The sequence below is a fragment of the Bacillus pumilus genome, from assembly GCF_024498355.1.
Lineage (GTDB): Bacteria > Bacillota > Bacilli > Bacillales > Bacillaceae > Bacillus > Bacillus pumilus_P.
Genome location: NZ_CP101833.1, coordinates 387,926 through 408,107, shown reverse-complemented (window position 1 = coordinate 408,107; position 20,182 = coordinate 387,926). Strand labels below are relative to the sequence as shown.

At 46.1% G+C, this 20,182-nt stretch carries 4 protein-coding genes; 1 reads left to right on the top strand and 3 read right to left on the bottom strand.

Annotated elements, in window-relative coordinates:
• Nucleotides 1-78: 78 nt before the first annotated feature.
• Entirely contained in the window at nucleotides 79-993 is a 915-nt protein-coding gene (locus NPA43_RS01990) for a DMT family transporter (protein WP_099726080.1), read from the top strand.
• Between the two features lie 36 nt (nucleotides 994-1,029).
• Here NPA43_RS01990 and NPA43_RS01985 read toward each other — a convergent pair whose 3' ends face one another.
• Genes NPA43_RS01985 through NPA43_RS01975 form a run of 3 tightly spaced genes read right to left on the bottom strand, consistent with a single transcriptional unit; the run spans nucleotide 1,030 to nucleotide 20,122 of the window.
• Nucleotides 1,030-1,770, bottom strand: coding sequence for a thioesterase II family protein (locus tag NPA43_RS01985; RefSeq protein WP_099726081.1), 741 nt, complete (start codon nucleotides 1,768-1,770; stop codon nucleotides 1,030-1,032).
• 6 nt (nucleotides 1,771-1,776) lie between these two features.
• The gene (locus NPA43_RS01980; protein WP_256499295.1) at nucleotides 1,777-9,975 is read right to left on the bottom strand and encodes a non-ribosomal peptide synthetase; all 8,199 of its coding nucleotides are present in this window, start codon (nucleotides 9,973-9,975) and stop codon (nucleotides 1,777-1,779) included.
• Nucleotides 9,976-9,988: 13 nt separating this feature from the next.
• On the bottom strand, nucleotides 9,989-20,122 hold the full coding sequence (locus NPA43_RS01975) for a non-ribosomal peptide synthetase (protein WP_256499294.1): 10,134 nt from the start codon (nucleotides 20,120-20,122) through the stop codon (nucleotides 9,989-9,991).
• Nucleotides 20,123-20,182 lie beyond the last annotated feature (60 nt).

Below are 20,182 nucleotides of genomic sequence, written 5' to 3'. Positions count from 1 at the left end.
AAGATAATCCGTTTACGATAGAAAGACAGAACCGGTCTATTCAACTGAAGCATGCATGCTCTTGTAAGGAGAAACGTTGTGGACATTTCAAAACAAAAAGCGTACTTTGCCGCGATAGCATACGCTTGTATCATTGGTTTTTCATTCTTATTTGTCAAAATCGCATTAGAATCAGCGAATGCGATTGATTTATTGGCACACCGCTTTACAGTTTCTTTTGCAGCTGCTCTTTTGCTGTATCCATTTTTACGAAAGAAGTACCGTTTATCCTTTCAATGGCGTGATCTCTTCTACCTTGTACCGTTTTCCTTGCTTTATCCTGTCTTGTTTTTTGCATTTCAAGTGTGGGGGCTAATGTATACGTCTTCGTCAGAGGCTGGTATCATTCAGGCGACGATTCCCATTCTGACGATGGTGCTGGCAGCGTGGTTTTTAAAGGAACGTGCCACATGGATACAGGTGCTCTTTACCATTCTTTCTGCGTGCGGGGTGATGCTCCTCTTTGTGATGAAGGGAATTGATGTGAAACATTCACACATGATCGGCTATGTGCTGATTTTACTTTCTGCCTTGTCATCCAGTGCTTACAGTGTATTTGCCCGAGTGATTACACGGCGGTTCCATGTGATTGAACTCACCTTCATGATGACATTCTTTGGATTTGTCTTTTTCAATGCAGCAGCGCTCATTAGACACTCGGTAAACCATACAATGACGCAATTTTTCAGTCCATTTACACATCCATCTTTTGTATGGTCTATGCTCTTTTTAGGCATTTTCTCATCACTTCTCACTGCATATTTATCTAACTACGCACTCTCTCAGCTTGAAGCTGCAAAGGTCAGCACCTTTAACAATCTATCTGCGTTTATCACAATAGGCGCCGGGGTTCTCATTTTACATGAAACGATTGATATGTATCATATCATCGGGGCTGTGTTGGTCATTGGCGGGGTGATTGGCGGGAATGTGGTGAAGAAGCAGAATTCATAAAAGAAAGCGGCCCCTCAAACGAGGACCGCTTTCTTTTTAATGTCTGATCAATTGTTGATTTGTTGCATGTTCAATGACATGTCTCATCTGTTCTGCGAAATGCTCAAGGTGTGTGTTGATATACATGTGACCTCCGTCGAAATTGGTGCGTTCGATGGTTTTTGCCCATTTTAGCCAGCCGCTTGCATCTTGCATGCATTTCTCATCTTGCTTTCCGTTGAATAAATATACGGGTGCTTCGATGATGGATTTGTCTGTATGCTGGAAGGTTTCTAGTGCTTGATAGTCTGCACGCAAGGACGGTGTAAAGTAATCCATCATTGGCTTGTTCTCTAATAATTCTTTTGGAATCCCGCCCATTTCGGCAATATGCTGAACAAATGCTTCATTGGATAAATGGGTCAGAATCTGTCTTTTTGTTTGTGGCGGCTGAATGGCTGAGATCACCACTGCTGCAGGATATATCCCTTCCTTTTCTAGCAGCTGGGTCAGTCTGTACACCACAAGTCCTCCCATTGAATGTCCGAATAAGATAAATGGACGGTTCAATTTGCCTGTCAATCCTTCTTTGTACAACTCAGCCAGCCGATCAATGCTTGATTCAAGCGGCATGAGATTGGTCCCATGGCCCGGGGGCTCTGCTGCTGTCACTTCGGCAATGCCCTTCAGCTGTTCAAAGAGTGGACGGTAAGAGGCGGAATATCCGCCTGCAAAAGGAAAACAAATAAGCTGAATGAGGTCTGATTTTTTTTCAAAGGTTTTAAATAACTGATTCATACGTCCTTACCCCTTTATGATAGTTTGAAGAATCCGTGCAAGTTCGTCAGCCTGCGGCCTCTTCATCATGGTGACATGGTCGCCTTTGATTTGATAATAGGTGCATGTCTCTTTCGTATAAGCCTCCCAGTCTGCAAACTTCTTCTGGAAATCTGTGGCGTGATCACTGCTTTGTACAATATAAAACGGCACAGGGAACGGTTCTTTTTCTAATTCAATGGCTTGTGACATGATCGTATTATGCGTCTGCATTTGCAAGTATTTATCTAAATAGTGATCATTCATAAATTGATGGACCACTTCATCCTTTTCTGCCTCTTTGAGTATTTTCTGCTTCACTTCTTGGAAGCTCAATCCTTGTAAAGCTTCTGGCTGGATTCCGACAAGATTTCCCATTCCAAGGACGAGCGCAAGCATTTTCACTTCTTCTTCGTTCATATCGGCATGGAGTGCTTGATCTGCCTCATCTCTTAGCACTGGAACCGTATCTAAAATGATCAGTCCTTTCGGCGCTTTTCCTGCATGGCAGAGCCGCTGGTTCATTCCGTATGCAAGATGGCCGCCCATCGAATGCCCTGCTAGGTAGTCAATTCCTGGTCGATAGAAGGTCTCAATGGCTTCGATAAAAATGGTGACAAGCTCTGTGTAATGAAGAAATTGTGGTTCTTCATCCTCATATAAGCCTGGTGACTGCAAAGCGTAAACGGCTCCTTGATGTGTCATGAGCTTAGCGACATCGATATAGCCCATCACCGTCCCCCCGGCAGGTGGTGCAAAGAAAATACTCGGTTCAGCTGGATCGCCTTTTTTCAGCTCGATCACATAGTCCTTCGGTTCTCTTTCTACGTGATCGCCGGTTTCTGGCAATGTGTCCAAGTAAGCGGCTAACTGCGCTGGCGCTGGATGCATGAAAATCCATTTTGGATCAACACGAACGCCTTTTTCTTTTAATTTGGCAACAGCCTGGATACTCATAATCGAATCTCCGCCTAAATCAAAGAAGGAGTCATGCACGCCAACTTGTTTCACACCAAGCACTTCCATGAAAGCTGAGACAACCAGTTGTTCCGTTTCAGTTGCCGGTTTGCCGGTTTCATGAGAGGAAGAGATCATTTCCGTCGGTTCTGGCAGGGCTTTTTGATCGACTTTCCCGTTCGTTGTGACTGGAATCGCATCCAGTGCGATAAAGTAACTTGGAATCATATAGCTTGGCAGGCTTTCCTGTAAAAATGCTTTCCAGCCCGGAACAGGATTCTCCCCATCTGTGACAAGGTAAGCCGCCAGCCGTTTTGAACTGCCATACGTTTTGGCGATGACTGTACATTCTTTTACTTGCGGATGCTTGAGCAGGGCTGTCTCAATTTCTCCACATTCGATCCGGTAGCCTCTAATTTTCACCAAATTGTCTTTTCGGCCGAGATATTCTATGCTGCCATCTGACCGCCATTTCCCTAGATCACCTGAACGATACAGCTTGTCTCCTTTTAAAGCCGGGAATGGATTGTCAATAAACCGTTCCTGCGTCCGTTCTGGGTCATGGAGATACCCTTTAGCCAGTCCTGTTCCGCCGATATAGATTTCTCCCTTTACGCCTGCTGGTACTGGTTTGAAATATTCATCTAGTATGACGACAGTCGAGTTTGCCACTGGGACCCCAATTGGAACTGATCTTGCATGCTCTGGCACGTGTGTGACTTGATGAGTTGTCGCTAAGGTCGTGTTTTCTGTTGGACCGTAAGCATTGACGAGTACACCTTCCATATGTGGCAATGCCTTTCGGGCATGCTCACTTGACATGGCTTCTCCGCCAACGAGTAAGGTGCGGTAGCCTGCCACACTTTTTGGGTCGTGCTCAATCAGTCGATTGAATAATGCGGTTGGCAGACAGTTGGCTGTCACTTGATGCGTTTTGATCAACCGAGTTAATTCGTCCATATTCAGTGCTGCATATTTTGGGATCAAAATCAGCTGACCGCCATTCAGCAGCATTCCCCATAATTCAAATGTAAAAGCATCAAATGCATAGTTTGACAGCTGAAGCATCTTATCTTCTGAGCCTAGTTCAATATAGTTTGTTTCTCTAACTAAGCGAACAACTCCTGCATGGGGGAGCATCACGCCTTTAGGTGTGCCAGTTGAGCCTGATGTGTAGTTGACATAGGCCAGCTGGTCTCCTCCTATGATCGATTTTTCTCTTTCATACACTGCGTCTGTTTCTGGTAATGGCTTGTCCATTTCAATCTTTGTACCTGTAAAATCTACTAGACGCTCTGCAAAATGAGACTGGGTTAAGATCACATCACTTTGTGTATCACGAACGATCAGACGTATTCGTGCATCAGGATATTCAGGTGACATCGGAACATACGCAGCACCCGACTTGACGATCCCTAGTACCGAGACAATCATGTCAAAGGAACGGTCAAAGAGCATCGGTACAAGTGAACCTGGTCCAATTCCTTTTGACTGCAAGTAAGCAGCAAGTTGTGTTGCCTTCTCATCCAAGGCTTGATACGTCATGTGCTCTTCCATATAGGACAAGGCAATGCGCTGCGGATCACGCTGTACCTGTTCTTCAAACAACTCTTGAAGCGTACACTTTGGATAAGACGTTTCGGTTTGGTTTTTGCCTATGATCATCGCATCCTGTTCTGCTTTGTCCATTAAGCAAAAATCAGCAAAAGTGCGTTCAGGCTGAGCCGTCATGCCATCTAACAGGTGGAGATAATAATTCATATAACGATGGATGGTTTCTTGATCAAATAAATCCGTATTGTATTCCACATGAATAGACAGCTGATCTTCCTGTTCAAATACATGCAGAGTCAGATCAAATTTAGATACTGTATGATGAACCATCACATGTTCAGTTGTCAGCCCTTTTAGGTTTACCTCTAACGAATCTGTTACATATCCCATGGCGACTTGGAAAATAGGTGATCGACTTAAATCTCTATCAATTGAAAGGTCATCGACAAGCTTGTCAAATGGATAATGCTGATGCTCAAAGGCTTTTAATGTCATCTCTTTCACGTTTTCCATTAAATCAGCAAATGTATCCACTTTTGAGACGTCCTGTCTCAGCGCGAGTGTATTCACAAACATCCCAACGATCTGCTCTGATTGTTCGGCATCGCGTCCTGCGATAGGCGAACCAACGATGACATCTGTTTGCCCTGACAGCTTGTGAAGCAGAACGTAATACGCTGACAGCATCGTCATGAAGAGCGTTGTGCCCTGCTGCTTGGACAAGGCCTGCAAGCGCCGGACAAGCGGTTCATCCAGTACGATTTGCTCTGTAGCTCCGTTGAATGTTTGAACCGGCGGACGAAGGCGGTCAAACGGCAGCTCTAACACCGGAAGCTCTCCTTGTAAGGTATCAAGCCAATAGGTTTGGTCAGCTTGATGATGCTTTAATTGTTCATTTTCCCAATGAACATAATCTGTCCATTCAATTTCAAGCGCTGGGAGCTGAGGTGTTTTCTCTGCAAGCAACGCGTCATATACCACTTCTAGTTCCTGAATGAGCAGGCTGAGCGACCATGCATCTGAAATGATGTGATGCTGTGCGCAAAGCAGGTAATATTCCTCTTTGCCCATATTCACAATTGTCCACTGTGCAAGTGGGCCTCTTTCTAAATCATAGATGCGGTTCGCTTCTTGATGAATGAGCTGCTCCAGTCTTCTCGCTCTTGTTTTTTCATTAAATAATGAGAAATTCGCAACTGTCACTGATGGCGGCAGGTCTTCACGAATGAGTTGAACCGGCTTGCCGCCAAGTGATTTGAATGTTGCGCGCAGTGCCTCATGACGCTTCGTTAAATGACCAATCGCTTTCGTTAATGCTTGAATGTGTAATCGTCCTGTCAGCTTCCAAGCACCTAATATATTGTAATGGTGGCTCTTTTCTAATGTGGATAAGAACCAAATCCGCTGCTGGGCATGTGACAGCTCATAGCTTGTTTGCTTTTCCAGCTTTGGAATCTTGGCTTCAAGAACGGCTGGAGCTCCTTTGATGTCCTCGACCATTTGCGCCAAATGTGCCAGATGTTTGCTTTCAAATAGTATTTTTAATGGTGCCTTGATTGAAAACTCATGATTGATGCGGGAAATCGTTTGAGTCGCCTTTAATGAATGTCCGCCAAGGTCAAAAAATTGATCCTCTTTGTACACACGATCTACTTCTAAAATGTCCTCCCATATAGCCGCAAGCACCTGCTCTGTCTGCGTTTCTGGTAATTGTTTTTCAAGCTGGTGTACGTTTTTATGATGATTCAGCTCGAGGGCTTCATGATCAATAGAGCCATCTTGTTTTTTCGGTATATCCGGTAGTTGTCTGATCTCCCAGTCACCCACTGTTACGCCCGTGATATCGTCAAGATTCACTTCTTTACCGGGCTGAACAGTATAATAAAGCTTTTTCTCAAAATGCGGCATTGGAGCTGGTTGAAGATGCCCAGCGATTTCCGGATTCGCTCCGTCCAAGCCGATAAATAGGTGCGCTTCATTTAGCCGAATACCTAGACATAATGAGTGAAGACCTTGTTTCTTTCCAATCATTTGAAATCCCTTGCGTACGGTTAGTGCTGCCCCGGTATGTCCCTTAGACAAACCAAGATTATCCCACATGCTGAAGTTCAAAGAGATCGCTCTTCTTCCCTCTTGAAAGGTGAGAGCGTGCGCGAGTCCATCTAAAAAACTGTTCGCCGCAGAGTATGCCCCGAATGTTGTACCGCCAAAAAAGCCATTGACCGATCCAAAAAAGACGAGTGGTACTGTCGGATCATGCTTGAAGGCTTCCTGCAGCACCCAGGCTCCGTCTGCTTTTCCTGATAATTCTTTTGTGAAATCTTCCTCTGATGTATGAGCCAGTGTATACTTGTCCGCATGCTGAAAATGCTCAGACACATTGCCAGCTCCGGCTAAATGGAGCGCTCCCCGGATCGACTGTCCAAAATGCTTTTCCGCTTCATAAATCGCCTGCTCGACATCGGATAAATGGGTCACATCGGCTTGGACATAGATGACGTCTCCAAGACCTTTAAGCTGTGAGAACGCCTTTTCCTTTTCCCCGTCTTCTTCAAGAGGCGTCCGTCCAATTAACACGAGCTTTAAGCCAAATTGGAGCATCTGCTTAGACAGCTCAAACCCAATACCGCCAAGTCCTCCAGTCAGCAAATAAAGACCTTCATATTCTAAAAATCCTTCTGTTTGAGGTGCTTCGATCATATCGACTTTTTCCAGCTTTGGTACGAGACGATGCCCCTGTCGGTAAGCCACCTCTGATTTCATATGAATCGCAGACAGTTCTTCAGCTATGCGTTTGGCATCCTGTTCCACATTCTCCGCTTCAATATCAATATGAGACACCTCTGCCCCTTCCCATTCTTGCGGGATGGTTTTTAACAGACCGACCAGCGCTGTTTTTGCAACATGAAGATCGTCTTGCGGGTTCACAAATTGACCACCTTTTGTCACAACGGCGAGACGGATCGGCTCTTGGTTTTCTTGTCTCAGCGCTTGATATAGATACAAAATGGATTGGCTGGTACTTTCATGCAGTTCTTTGAACTGAGCAGGATCAACGATCTCTTCTTTGTCCGACACATTCCACAGATGGAGCATGCGGCCGGTCTTTAGTTCATCTGCTTCAAGCGCTGCAATGAGCCTGACGTAATCCCCCTTGATTCTCGGATTCATCTGATACATTCCTTTTGACAGGCGTAAAAATTCATGCCCCTTCTTCACAGAAACATAGGGCTGATTCGTTTGTTCGAATTGTGCGTAAAGCGATTGGTAAAGACCTTTTTCATCCTCGAAAACGAGTATATGATCAATGGAAGCTGGCTGAGACGGACCGATATGTTCCTTCGCCCATATGCGTTTGAAAAACCAATCTGGGAGTGTTTGATCATTTTCTGAGGCAAGATCAAGTGCACGTTCAATGTCGCGGAACACTCCATCTTTAAGCGCCGCGCCTAACTGGGCACGCTGAATTTTCCCACTTTCTGTTTTCGGAAATTGGTCTTTTTTCACCGGAATGATATGATCAGGCTCTATCCCAATTTTTCGAATGATCGCCTCTCTAATCTGCTGAATCATCATGATTTGATCCTCTATCGAATCCTTTTGTGAGACAAAAAAGACGGCGAGCGTATCGTTGCTTGATTCCGGATTATAAATGCCGTACGCAGCGGCAAAGGTGACTTCAACCCCGTCAACTTCTTCCACAACGGCTTCAATTTCGTAATTCAAATAGTTCGCTCCGTTGATGACGATGATGTCCTTTTCCCGGCCTGTAAGGACAAGACGCCCTTCGTGAATAAACCCTAAATCCCCTGTGTGAAACCAGCCGTTTTCCGCAAATACTTCTTGATTGGCTTCCTCATTTCGATAGTAGCCCATCATGATCGTTGGGCTCTTCACCTGCAAGCGCCCCACCTGATCTTCTGGCAGTACCTGGTGATGCTCATCTACAATCCGAATCCATACAGAAGGAATCGGCGCACCTACTTCTGTAAACGTCATCTTGTGCGGATGATCATGCGCTACATATTGAATCTCACTTGCTAACGAGGTCTGGTCGATGGTCAGCTGTCCATCCTGATCACCCTGCCGCATGAATTCCTTTGACTGAACAATGGCTGAGGATGTTTCTGACATACCGTAAGCCGGCACCATCGCATGGCGGCTTAACCCGTGCTGACCCATGATATGCATGAAGCGCTGCGTTACTTTTGGAACCACCGCTTCGGCTGCATTCATGATATAGGTCAGGGTAGAGAGATCCCAGCTCCCCTTGCAAATCTCGTCCTCATATTCATTCATCATGGCAAAAGCAAAGTTTGGTGCCCATGTTCTGGTGACGCCGTATGTTTCTATCCAATCAAGCCACACCATCGGCCGCTCGATAAATTGATCAATGGATGGACTAATCTGCTGGCAGCCTAGGTAAACATCATGTACATGAAACATGACAATACCTCCTACATGGTCAAGCGGCATCCAGTTAAGCGACACATCCTCATACGTAAAACCATTTGCCTGCTCAAAGGAGATGATTCTAGACAAAATACTTTGATGGTTGTGACGGATACATTTTGGTACACCCGTACTTCCTGAAGATAGCAGCTGAAGCACAGGCTCATCCGGCTCCGGCTCATAATGCTGTTCATCTGGTTCACACGCCAGCAATGTTTCGATTGTTAAAATAGGAATCGCTTTTGATTCAAATGTCTCTCGCAGCCCGGCAATCTCCTCAGCACTCGCTTCGTTTGTAATGATGAAAGGTTCGTTTTGCAGCTGAAACACTCCCTTCAGCTTGTTCACACCTTGATTCATTTCATCATACACAGGCGGCACAGAGACTGGGGTTGGAATGATTCCACCGAGAATACAGCCCCAGAACACCGTGATAAAATCGTGATGATCTTTCAATTGTAGTAACACTTGATCACCGTTTGTCAGTCCTGCTGCCCTTAATCCAGACAGGACCCGTTCAGCGCCTGTTAGTAGTTCAGGGTAGGTTTGGTTCACCGTGTGACCGCCTTCTTTGATATAAGTGACCCCGCGGTCAGGTGACATAAAGGCTGCACGGATCAACACCTCTGTCAGTGTGACAGGTGTACCTGGTTTTTCGATGACATCACCGCCGTAAACTAGTGCTGGCGGTTTTTCATGGGCAGATGATTGTTTTGTTTCGCTGGCTTCACCCTTTGAGATCGATTCGTTTCCTTGAGTACGCTGTCTATCAGGGAATAAGTCATCTAAATGATAGGGCGTCTGTCTTTCTGTCTGACTCTCAATGAAAGCAGCCGCTTCCTCTACTCCATCTATGTCTTTGGTGCGTTCTTCTATCTTTCTTAATTCCTCTTGATCTAGTAGATCAATTGAAAGCAGTGCCTCTGTATCGACTGCTCCACTTTCTGTCTTTGGCAAGGAAGGTAATAAGACGAGAGCGGCTGGCACTTCATAAGGATGAAGCGGGCCGTTCATCAGATCCTCCCTTGTCAGCGAAGGGTCCTTCGCCTGTGCAAATAGCACAAGCGATAGGCCGCCCTCTTGTTTTTTCTTCGGGATCAAAACACATTCCTCTAGGGGAAAGTGAAGCATGATGACGCGCTCTACTGCTTTGAGATCGATTCGTTTTCCGTTGATTCTGACGATATGATTTGCTGCATTTCCTTTTCGTCTACTAACTAGCATTCTTCTTCTCCTCCTACATCCAATCCAAAATCTGAATCTTGCTTTTTTCAGTCCAAACGCCGACATCCCCTGTCGGATAGAGGTATTCGCCTGTTTGATGTTTGAATGGATGCGGAATTTTATGCGTCTCCATCCAATCAGCAAGCTCCCCACAAAGTGCTTTGATATCCTTTGCGCCGATAAAGATATCTCCAGGAAAGCCTATCGGCATGAGCTGATGCTCTTCACTCAGGACATAAATGTCCGTTTCACAGGAAGGATCATGCACACCTGAGTAAACCTCTTCTTGGTCTGGGTACAGCACGCTGACTTGTGCGTTTCTCGCCCAATCGCTGATCATCCGTTCTTTTTCTTCATTTGTCACGATCGTGAAGGAAGAGAGGGGTGTCTCCACTTGTTCTGTCATGGCTTCAAGTGTGTGAATCAGCTGCTGCATCAGCGTCTGTATTTGCTTTTCTGTATATTGATTTAAACGGTATGTGACCCGAAGCTCCAGCGTATCTCCCGGGACAGCCACAAGGGTTAAGTCATAATTCGTTTCTTCATGGCTTGCGATGTCTAAGATGCGTACGCCATACGGCTCAATGGATTCAATCGGATAGTTTTCAAACACGACAATGCTGTCAAACAATGATTCTCCACTTGGGATATCGGTCATCTGCTGAATATCTGGCAGCACCGTATACTCAAATTCCCGCATGTGAAAAACGGTTTCCTGCGTATGTGCCAGCAGGCGGGCGATGGTCCAGTCTGGTGCAATCGGCAAACGGAGCGGCAATGTGTTAATAAAGAGCCCTGTCATGCTTTCCACCTCTGGTAAGTCCGCTGGCCGGCCAGACACTGTCACACCAAATATGACATCCTCTGAGCCTGAATGAAGGTGCAGGAGCAGTCCCCACGCTGACTGTATCAGTGTGCTCATCGTGACCTTCTGCGTGCCTGTCATTTCTTCCAGCTTCCGCTGCATCTGGGGCGTCAGTTTGACGCTGACCTGCGTGATACCTGCTTCTTGATCCGAAGCATGCTCGCCGTCTCCAGGAAGCGGTGTTGCTTCCTCTACCCCTGACATATAATGTTTCCAAAACGCATGCGCCTTCCCTTGATCCTGCTTTTGCAGCCACTCAATAAAATCTTTATATGGACGTACAGCAGGAAGGCTGATCTCTCGTTCGTCCACAAGAGAACGATACAGCGCAAAGGATTCTTCAATAAAGCTGAACAAGCTCCAGCCATCTATTAAAATGTGATGAAAGCTAAAGACAAACGTGCATTTTTTCTCATCACAATGGAATAAAGCAATGCGAATGAGCGGTTCATCAATATGTTCTAAATCGAAATCCTTTGAACGATCGGATACTAAATAGTGTTCAATGGTCTCCTTCCGATCCGTTTCACTCAGGTGGCGCACATCGTGCTGAGTGAGATGAATGCTTCCTTCTGATTGAATCAACTGGACAGGCTCCTTTAACCCTTCCCAAGCGAATCTTGTCCGCAAAATTGAATGACGTTCTACAAGGAGATTCCATGCTTGTTCATAGGCCTTGCCGTCCGTTAAGCCTTCGAGCGTCATATGCACCTGACCAAAGTAAGCTTGTGACGCTTGATCTAACAGTGCATGAAACAGCATCCCTTGCTGCATTGGAGACAGTGGATACACATCGACCACATTGTCTGGAAGCTCGTCTATTTGCTTTTGCGTGAGCTGAACCATTGGGAAATCAGATGGTGTAAAGCCGCCTCTTGCCTCTATACAATGCGTCAGAATGTCCTCCATTTTTTCTTTGAAACGCTCAGGTAACAGGCGCACATCTTCATGCTGGAGCAGCTCTCGATTGATCATAAAATTCATTTGAAGCTGTCCATTGACAACGTATCCGTACACATCAATCAAATGCTGCCTTTCTGCTTTCGGATCGTGTACATACCCATTTCGTTCATCTGCTAAATAAAGCTTTACCTCGCCATCTGTCTGATCTAACTGTCCAAGGTAATTAAAGCTCATCTGCGGCGCTGCCGTTTTGAGTAAACGAGATTCTGTCATGTATTGAAGTAAGCCATAGCCGATTCCCTTTTGCGGCACTGCTCTTAAGGTTTCTTTGACGTCTTTGATTTGTCTTTCGATATCGGTTTTGATAAAAGGAATAAAAATAGGATAAGAGCTTGTAAACCAGCCGACTGTCCGTGACAAATCCATCTGTTCAAATAAATCCTCGCGTCCATGCCCTTCTAACGTCATGAGTATTGGCTTTCCAACGGCTTGCGTGAGTCCTGATAAGAGTAAATCGTTTACCTCTGTTCGGTACGTTTGAGATGCCTGCCTTAGTAAAATGTCGGTTTGTTCCTTCGTCAATTGAACAGACAGGATATCTGCATGTTCTTCTATATTAGAAAGCGCAGGCGTGTGAAAAGGGGAACCCTCTTCCTCTTGATCCGTGATCTTTTGCCAAAAAGAGGCCTGCTCTTGTAATTGATCTGTTTGTGCATATTCATATAGTGCATCTGCCCACTGCTCATAGGAGGCGGTTTTCTTTGCAAGTACTATGTCCTGCCCCGCAGCAAGCTGCTTCAGTCCATTTAATACATCTTCCTGTATAATGCGCCACGATATTCCATCCATGACGAGATGGTGGGCAGCGATGAAAAGCTCTGATGTGTCATGACTTGTGTGAAAAAGAATCACCTTGATCACTTCTCCTCGCTCTAATGACAATGTTCCTTGACAAGCGCCTGTCTCTAATCGGATTTGTTCAAGCGCTTCCTCCTGAGAAACATCCGTCAAATCAAAGCATGTGATACAAGGGGTGATGCCGGGCTCACGAATCGTTTGGATCCACGTGCCATCTGACTCTTTTGTATATGCCGCTCTCAGCATATCGTGATGATCGACAAGCTTTGAGAGAACCTGTGTCAACTGCTTTAGCGGCACGGACTGCTTGAATTCGAAATGTGCCGATAGATTCCAATAATCTTGGTTTGTCATCGATTGCTCAAAGAACCAAGATTGGATCGGAAGCAGACGAACATCTCCTGTAATAGGTGACTGATCATAAGACACTGAGACATCTGCCTTTTTCATGGCGCGGGCAAGCTGTGAAATGGTCTGCTTTTCAAACACATCTCTCGGCTGGATGGTGTAGCCTTCCTGTGCTAAGCGTGCCACCATTTGTATGACAATAATGGAATCTCCGCCAAGCTCAAAGTAGTTATCATGTACACCAATAGAAGGAGCACCAAGCAGCTGAGACCACACTTTTTCTAACACTCGTTCTTCCTCACTGGCTGCCCTGTCAATTGGCGTATCCACTTCTTCCTGCCTCCACTCTGGCGGCGGGAGACGCTTTTGGTCTACCTTGCCGTTTGGCGTGAGCGGCAGTTCATCCAGCTCCATCAATAGGCTTGGCACCATATAATCTGGCAGCATTTCTTTTAATGCTTGGCGAATGGCCTGCTGGGTCCATGCTCCTTTTTGAACAAAATAACCGATGAGCCGCTTATGACCACTCTCGTGCTGATGCGGAATGACCGCACATTCTATGATGTCTTCAAAGCTCAGCATAGCGGCTTCAATTTCTCCGCATTCTACGCGGTGTCCGCGAATTTTCACTTGATGATCGATTCTTCCAAGGCAGTCGATGATGCCATTTGACAGCCAGCGGCCCATATCACCTGTTTTATATAAACGCGCTCCTTCTTGGAAAGGATGCGGGATAAATGATTGCGTTGTTTTTTCTTCATCTCCAAGGTAACCAAGTGCAAGCCCTGTTCCGCCAACGTAGATCTCACCGATCACGCCTTGCGGGACTGGCTGCAGCTGGTCATCTAATACATAGGCTTGTGAATAAGCGATTGGCTGGCCGATTGGAACCGTCGCCTGACCTTCGTCCAATGCCCGAATGTGATGCACACAGGAGAATGTCGTGTTTTCAGTTGGTCCATAGCCGTTTAAAAGCCCTTCAGGCAAATACGGCAGTGCTTTACGAATATGAGCGGCTGAGAGCGCATCTCCGCCGACCAATAATGCATCGAATCCAGATAAGGCTTCAGGATGCTCCTCTGTTAACCGGTTGAACAGCGGCACCGTCAGAAATCCTGTTGTGATTTTATAAGATTTCAGCGTATCAGCCAGCGTATCCATTGATAAAATCGTATTTCGTTCGGTGAGTATCAGCCTTCCCCCGTTCAGAAGGGCTCCCCATATTTCATACGTAAAGGCATCAAAAGAGAAGCTCGCGATTTGTAAAATGCGCGTATGTTCATCAAGGGTGACATAATCCGTTTCACATACAAGCCGGATGACCGCTTGATGCGGGATCAGAACCCCTTTTGGCTGTCCAGTCGATCCCGATGTGTAATTGATATAAGCAAGCCCATCAGGTTTTAAGGCAGCGGACATGAGTTCAGCTTCTGATAAAAACTCTTCATACCCCTCGTCAAGACAAATGAGCTCGGTTTGACTGATCGACACCTTTTTCAGCCATTCGTTTTTTGTCAGCAAAAGCTGAATGCCTGTATCCTTCAGCATATAATCAATGCGTGATTCTGGATATTCAGGATCAATTGGCACGTAAGCTCCTCCAGCTTTCACAATTGCCAGCACCCCAAGAATCATTTCAGGCGACCTGTCGATCAAAAGCCCGACTGGTTCATGCGGGTTGACGCCACGCTGCTGCAAATAGGCGGCAAGCCGATCGACTTTCTCTTGTAACTCGCGATACGTCCACTGCTCTCCCTGGGATTCGATAGCAACGGCATGAGGTGTCTTTTTCACTTGCGCTTCAAATCGTTCCGTAATCAGAAGTGAGCCTGCTGGTTGATCCGTTTTGCCGCTCCATTCATAGAGCAATTGATGCTTCTCTTTTTCTGGTAGGAAATTCATTTGTCTGATCGGCTGCGCTGGATTTTCACAAATACTTTCGAGCAGATGCTCATAGTAACGAAGGAATCGATCCATCGTGCCTTCAGAAAATAAGTCCGCATCATACTCAAGTTTTAATTGAAGACCCTCATCCCCTTCAAAAACAAATAGGGATAGATCGAATTTAGCTGTATCGTTATCTTCAATGGCTAAAACCGATGTCGCCTCCCCCATTGGAGATGCTTCCAGCGGTAAGTTTTGCAGAACGAACATGACCTGAAACAGCGGCTGCTTACTGGCATCACGGACAATGTTCAGTTCATCTACCACCATCTCAAACGGCACATCCTGATGCGCATAAGCGCCGACTGTTGTCTCTTTCACTCGCTCTAATAGCTCTGCAAATGCAGGATTCCCGCTATGGTCGATCCGAAGTGCCAATGTATTCACGAAAAACCCGATCAAATGCTCCATCTCAGTCCGATTTCTTCCAGCAATGACCGACCCAATCACAAACTCATCCTGTGAAGACAATCGATGTAAAAGCGTAGAGAAAGCAGAAAGTAAGGTCATATAAAGTGTGCTGTCTGTTTTCTTGGAAAGTGCAGCGAGCTGCTCAGACAACGACTTCGACAAGCGGTATTTTTTCGTTTTTCCTCTGTAGGATTGAACGGCCGGACGCGGATGGTCATACGGCAATACCAAGTCTTCCACAGGTGCCGCAAATTGCTCCTTCCAATAAGAAAGCTGCTTATGCAGTGTCTCTCCTGTCAAATACTCCTTCTGCCATAGCGCATAATCGGCATATTGAATAGGCAGTGGCGGCAGGTGAGGCTCTCGCCCTTCAATCATCGCTGTATACCATTCGGATAGCTCTCTCGCGGCAATGCCGATCGACCATCCATCTGACACGATGTGGTGAATGGACATCAGCAGCACATGATCTGTGGCCGAAAGCCGAATAAGCTTCACTCTAAAGAGCGCTTCATTTTCTAATTGAAACGGTGTGCCCGCCTCTCTTTTCGCCCATTCAGCTGCTTTTTGTTCTTTTTCTTCCTGTGAAGCTATGTCTGAAAGATCCACCACCTCAAGCTCTGGATTGGTCATATGTTCATGAATGATCTGTACCGGTTCATCTCCGCTCATTGTAAAGGATGTTCTGAGCGATTCATGTCTTTGCACCATATGCTGCAGACTGCTATGAAGCATCTTCACATCTAAAGGTCCATTCATTCGAAAGGAAATCGTATTATTGTAAAACGGCAGATCTGGCTCTAATTGATAGAGAAACCATTGTCTTTTCTGGGCGTAGGACATCGGTATCTTCTGATCCTTTTCCATTTTTCTGATCGGAATCGCTTCATCCGTTTTGGCATGTGAATCGATCCAGTCCGCTAATTCCCCAAGTCTCGTATGTTCAAAAAGAACAGCGAGCGGCACGTCAAATCCCGTTCTTTGTCTTACCGCAGACAGCATTTGCGTTGCCTTGAGCGAATGACCTCCCAGTAGAAAGAAATGATCACCGCAGCTGATATTTGAGACATCGAGCAGCTCTGACCAAATGTGTGCCAAAAGTTTCTCCGTCTCTGTTTGAGGTGCTCTGTCCTCTGAATCCTGTCCGCTTTCTTCTATTAATTCATTGAAAAACGCTTCGTCCGGCACCCCGTCTTCTGTTTCTTTCCAACATTCCTCAGGATAGAGATGCACGGAGTATTCACCAGATAGACGAGACTGTAAACACGTATGAATGGAATGATACAGCCGTTCTTCAATCGCCTTTGTTTGATCGGTTTTGAAAAAGACATAAATGGCTTGCTCTTTTTGTATCTCAGCATGCACCATCTCCTGAATCTCTTTCTTCGACCGATCTAATCCCGTATAAATGAGTGAAGCATCTGTCATCAAACATGCCAGCATCGTTTGGAAGCCTGCCTGCTTTGAAATCGGGAGATAGCCTCTTTCTTTTAAAATGCCTTTGATCATGGAGCCTTCGCTCATTCCGATCTCATCCCACATGCTGAAACTAAAGCAATACGGCTTCACTGTAGATGTCAGCTTCTGATAATGAGCAAATTGTTCAACGAACTCATTAGCAGCGCAATAGGCGCCAACGGTCATACCGCCCTTTAACGTACGTGCTGACGAGCTAGAAAGGAATAAGACGTTTTGACGTTTGGAAGCAGCTTCATGAAGCGCAATCGTTCCATATACCTTTGCTGCGTACATGTCATGTAAAGAAACGGACGTCATGTCAGCAAGCAGCTCTTCTTGAATGATGCCAGCGAAATGAATGATGCCATCCAGCCTTTTGGCTCGAGCCACCTCCTGCCTGGAGATGAGGGCTTCAACCTCTTTCGCATCAGTGATATCCACTTTTTCATAAAGAACGGTGCCACCATGGTCTTTCGCCTGTTTCTCGAGTGAGGTCAATATGTCTTGCTGCTCCGCAGATAAAGCCTCTCGCTCCTTTCTCCCAAGCAACACGAGGTGTGCTTGATCAGATTTCAGCAGGTGTTCACTGAGGATACGCCCAATTCCGCCAAGCCCACCTGTCATCACATAGAGCCCAGATGCTTCAAATGGCGGTTTCTTCATCTTCTGTTCCTTTTCCAGATGAAGAGGTGTCAAAAGAGGAATATAACGAACACTCCCGCGATAAGCGGCAACATGACTGTATTTGTCATGTGTGAGTTCTGCCATAATCGCTGATGCATGGGAATCACTAGATGCCGATTTTGTCAGAGAAAAATCAAGACATTTTACCTTGATAAACGGCCATTCATGCTGAACAGCTGTCATCAGTCCCACTGTCGTCGCTTTTTCTACATCATGTGTGTGATCCTCCGGCAAATTCATCGCATGGGCTGAGACAAAGGTGACCGCCACAGGTTCCTCATAGACGGAAATCGCTTTTGTTAAAAATAATGCACTCATGCTGCCTGTTTTCTGTACTTGTTTCGCCTTGGCCACATGAAGCTTGTCTTCTTGGCTTGTATAGTTCCAAAGGTGAATGATGTGTTTCACCGAAACGCCATACGAACGGAGCGTCTCAAAGAGTTGTTCGTAGTCAGACGGCCGATTCGGGTGAATGATGAAGTGAGTATGAGTGAGTTGTGTGAATTCTTGACCCGGTTCAACCGTAATGCATGTTTGTTCGCTGTTTGAAAGAGATCTCAATTGATCTGCCAGCCCTAATGCGTCTGCAAAGATCACAATGTCCCCTGTTATTTGCTTTTCAGCTGCATCAAGCGGAGCAGGTGTCCACTCCTTTTGATAGCTCCAATCAGGCAAGGTGTGTTCATTTTCTAGTCTGATGTCCATTTCCTTGATGATTTCATCGAATTCGCCTTCCTGCCATCTTGTCTTGAGCTGCGCCCTTTCTATTTTGCCAGAGCTTGTTTTCGGAAATGCATGCTTCTGGACAGGAATAATGCGCCATGCAGACAGACCCATTTTTGTTGCAATATGGGATTTGATGTGCTGGCTTGCCCTCATGATATAAGAAGGCTCATATAGCTTCGGTGTAAAAAAGAGAATCAGTTCATCGGATGCAGAAGCCTCCATCCGAACGGAGCAAGCAGCCACAAAGCTCGTTTCTACTCCTGGCACTTCCTCTGCAATGGCTTCAATTTCATAGTTGTGATAATTTTTCCCGTTGATGATGATCATGTCTTTTTCTCTACCGGTTAACGTCAGCCTTCCTTCGTGCAGGAAACCTAAATCTCCCGTGTGAAACCAGCCATCCGTTTGAAATACTTCTTGATTCGCTTCGTCATTCTTGTAATAGCCCTTCATTGTCGTTAGCCCTTTGATTTGCACGCTGCCAATGTGATCTTCTAGAAGAAGCTCCTGCTGATGATTGACGATGCGAATCGTGATACCTGGAATCGGTCTTCCCAGCTCTGTAAAGCTGACAGTTCCCGTCTCACGCGCCTCAGCTGGTCTTAGCTGCTCTGTCAGCGATGTTTCTTCAAAGGTCAGTACCCCGCTGTTTTCATCTCCCCGCTCAATCGCAAAGGAGAAGACAACTGCTGATGAGATTTCAGACATACCGAAAGCCGGCCTGATGACATCTCCCTTTAAGCCGTGCGGAGCCAGCAGGTGTAAAAACCGGTGAATCGTCTTCGGTACGACTGCTTCTGCCCCATTGATCATGCAGGTCATGGCAGAAAGGTCCCAAGACCCTGAAGAGATTTCTTTCTCATAATCATTGATCATCGCAAACGCGAAGTTAGGCGCCCACGTCTTCGTTGCACGGTAGCGGTCCATCCAGTCAAGCCAGCGCAGCGGCTGAGCGATGAAATCATCTGTTCTTGCCCGAATCTGCTCACAGCCCGTATACACATTGACAAGGTGGAACATGACAATACCGCCAATATGGTCTAAAGGCATCCAGTCTAACGAGACATCCTCTTGTGTAAATTGATTGGCTGCCACCGTTCCTTTGACATTCGCAAGCACACTTCTATGAGAATGCTCTACGCATTTTGGCATCCCTGTACTTCCAGACGTTAAGATAAAAAAGACGGAATCATCTGGCGCCGCAGGATGAGCCTCTGTATCCCTTTCTAAAGAAAGCATCGGCTCGACTGCTGCTACATGTAATTGATCTGTGTGCCACAGTAAAGCTAAGCCTTGCACCTCTTCGATCAGTGATTCATCTGTTAAAATGAGCGGATGCTCTAGCAGCTCCCATGCATGATGGAGCTTCTTCACTGCGGCATTCATCTCCCGGTAGGTCGGAGCAGCCGATACAAGTGTCGGAACAAATCCGCCTAACACACATGCCCAAAAGGCAGTCACCATCGCATGATTCGATGAAAATTGAAAGAAAACAGGATCGCCTGCCTTTAGACCCAGCTCTCTTAAACCCGTCAGAACCCGCTCAGCGTCTTCCTTTAACCGCGCGTAGGATTGCTTGAGTTCGTTCTCGCTATTCACGATATAGGTGAGTCCATTTGTCGTTTTTGCTGCCTCTGTTAAGACGTCCTGCAAGGTCTGTGCTCCTGTTGTGACATCTAGATCCCCTCCATAGGAAAGGGCGGGCGGCATGTCAGCTAAAGCAGGCGCAGCCGTTTGCGTGTGTATCGATTCAGCTGCGGCCTCCTGCTCAAAATGATTGTCGAGAAATAAATGAGAGAGGTGATATGGCCGCGGTCGAATGGTTTTTTCACGCGAAAAAACAGCGAAGCGTTCAATTTCGTTGGTTTGTAAAATGGTTGTCTTTACATCTTGTAAAATCGCATCCATTGATTCATGTACACTAGATTGGTTAATGGTTGATGGTTTCATATGAGTTCCTTTCCTTTTTTGTCAGCCAGGGCTGCAAGACTGCACCCCTGCCTAACCTAA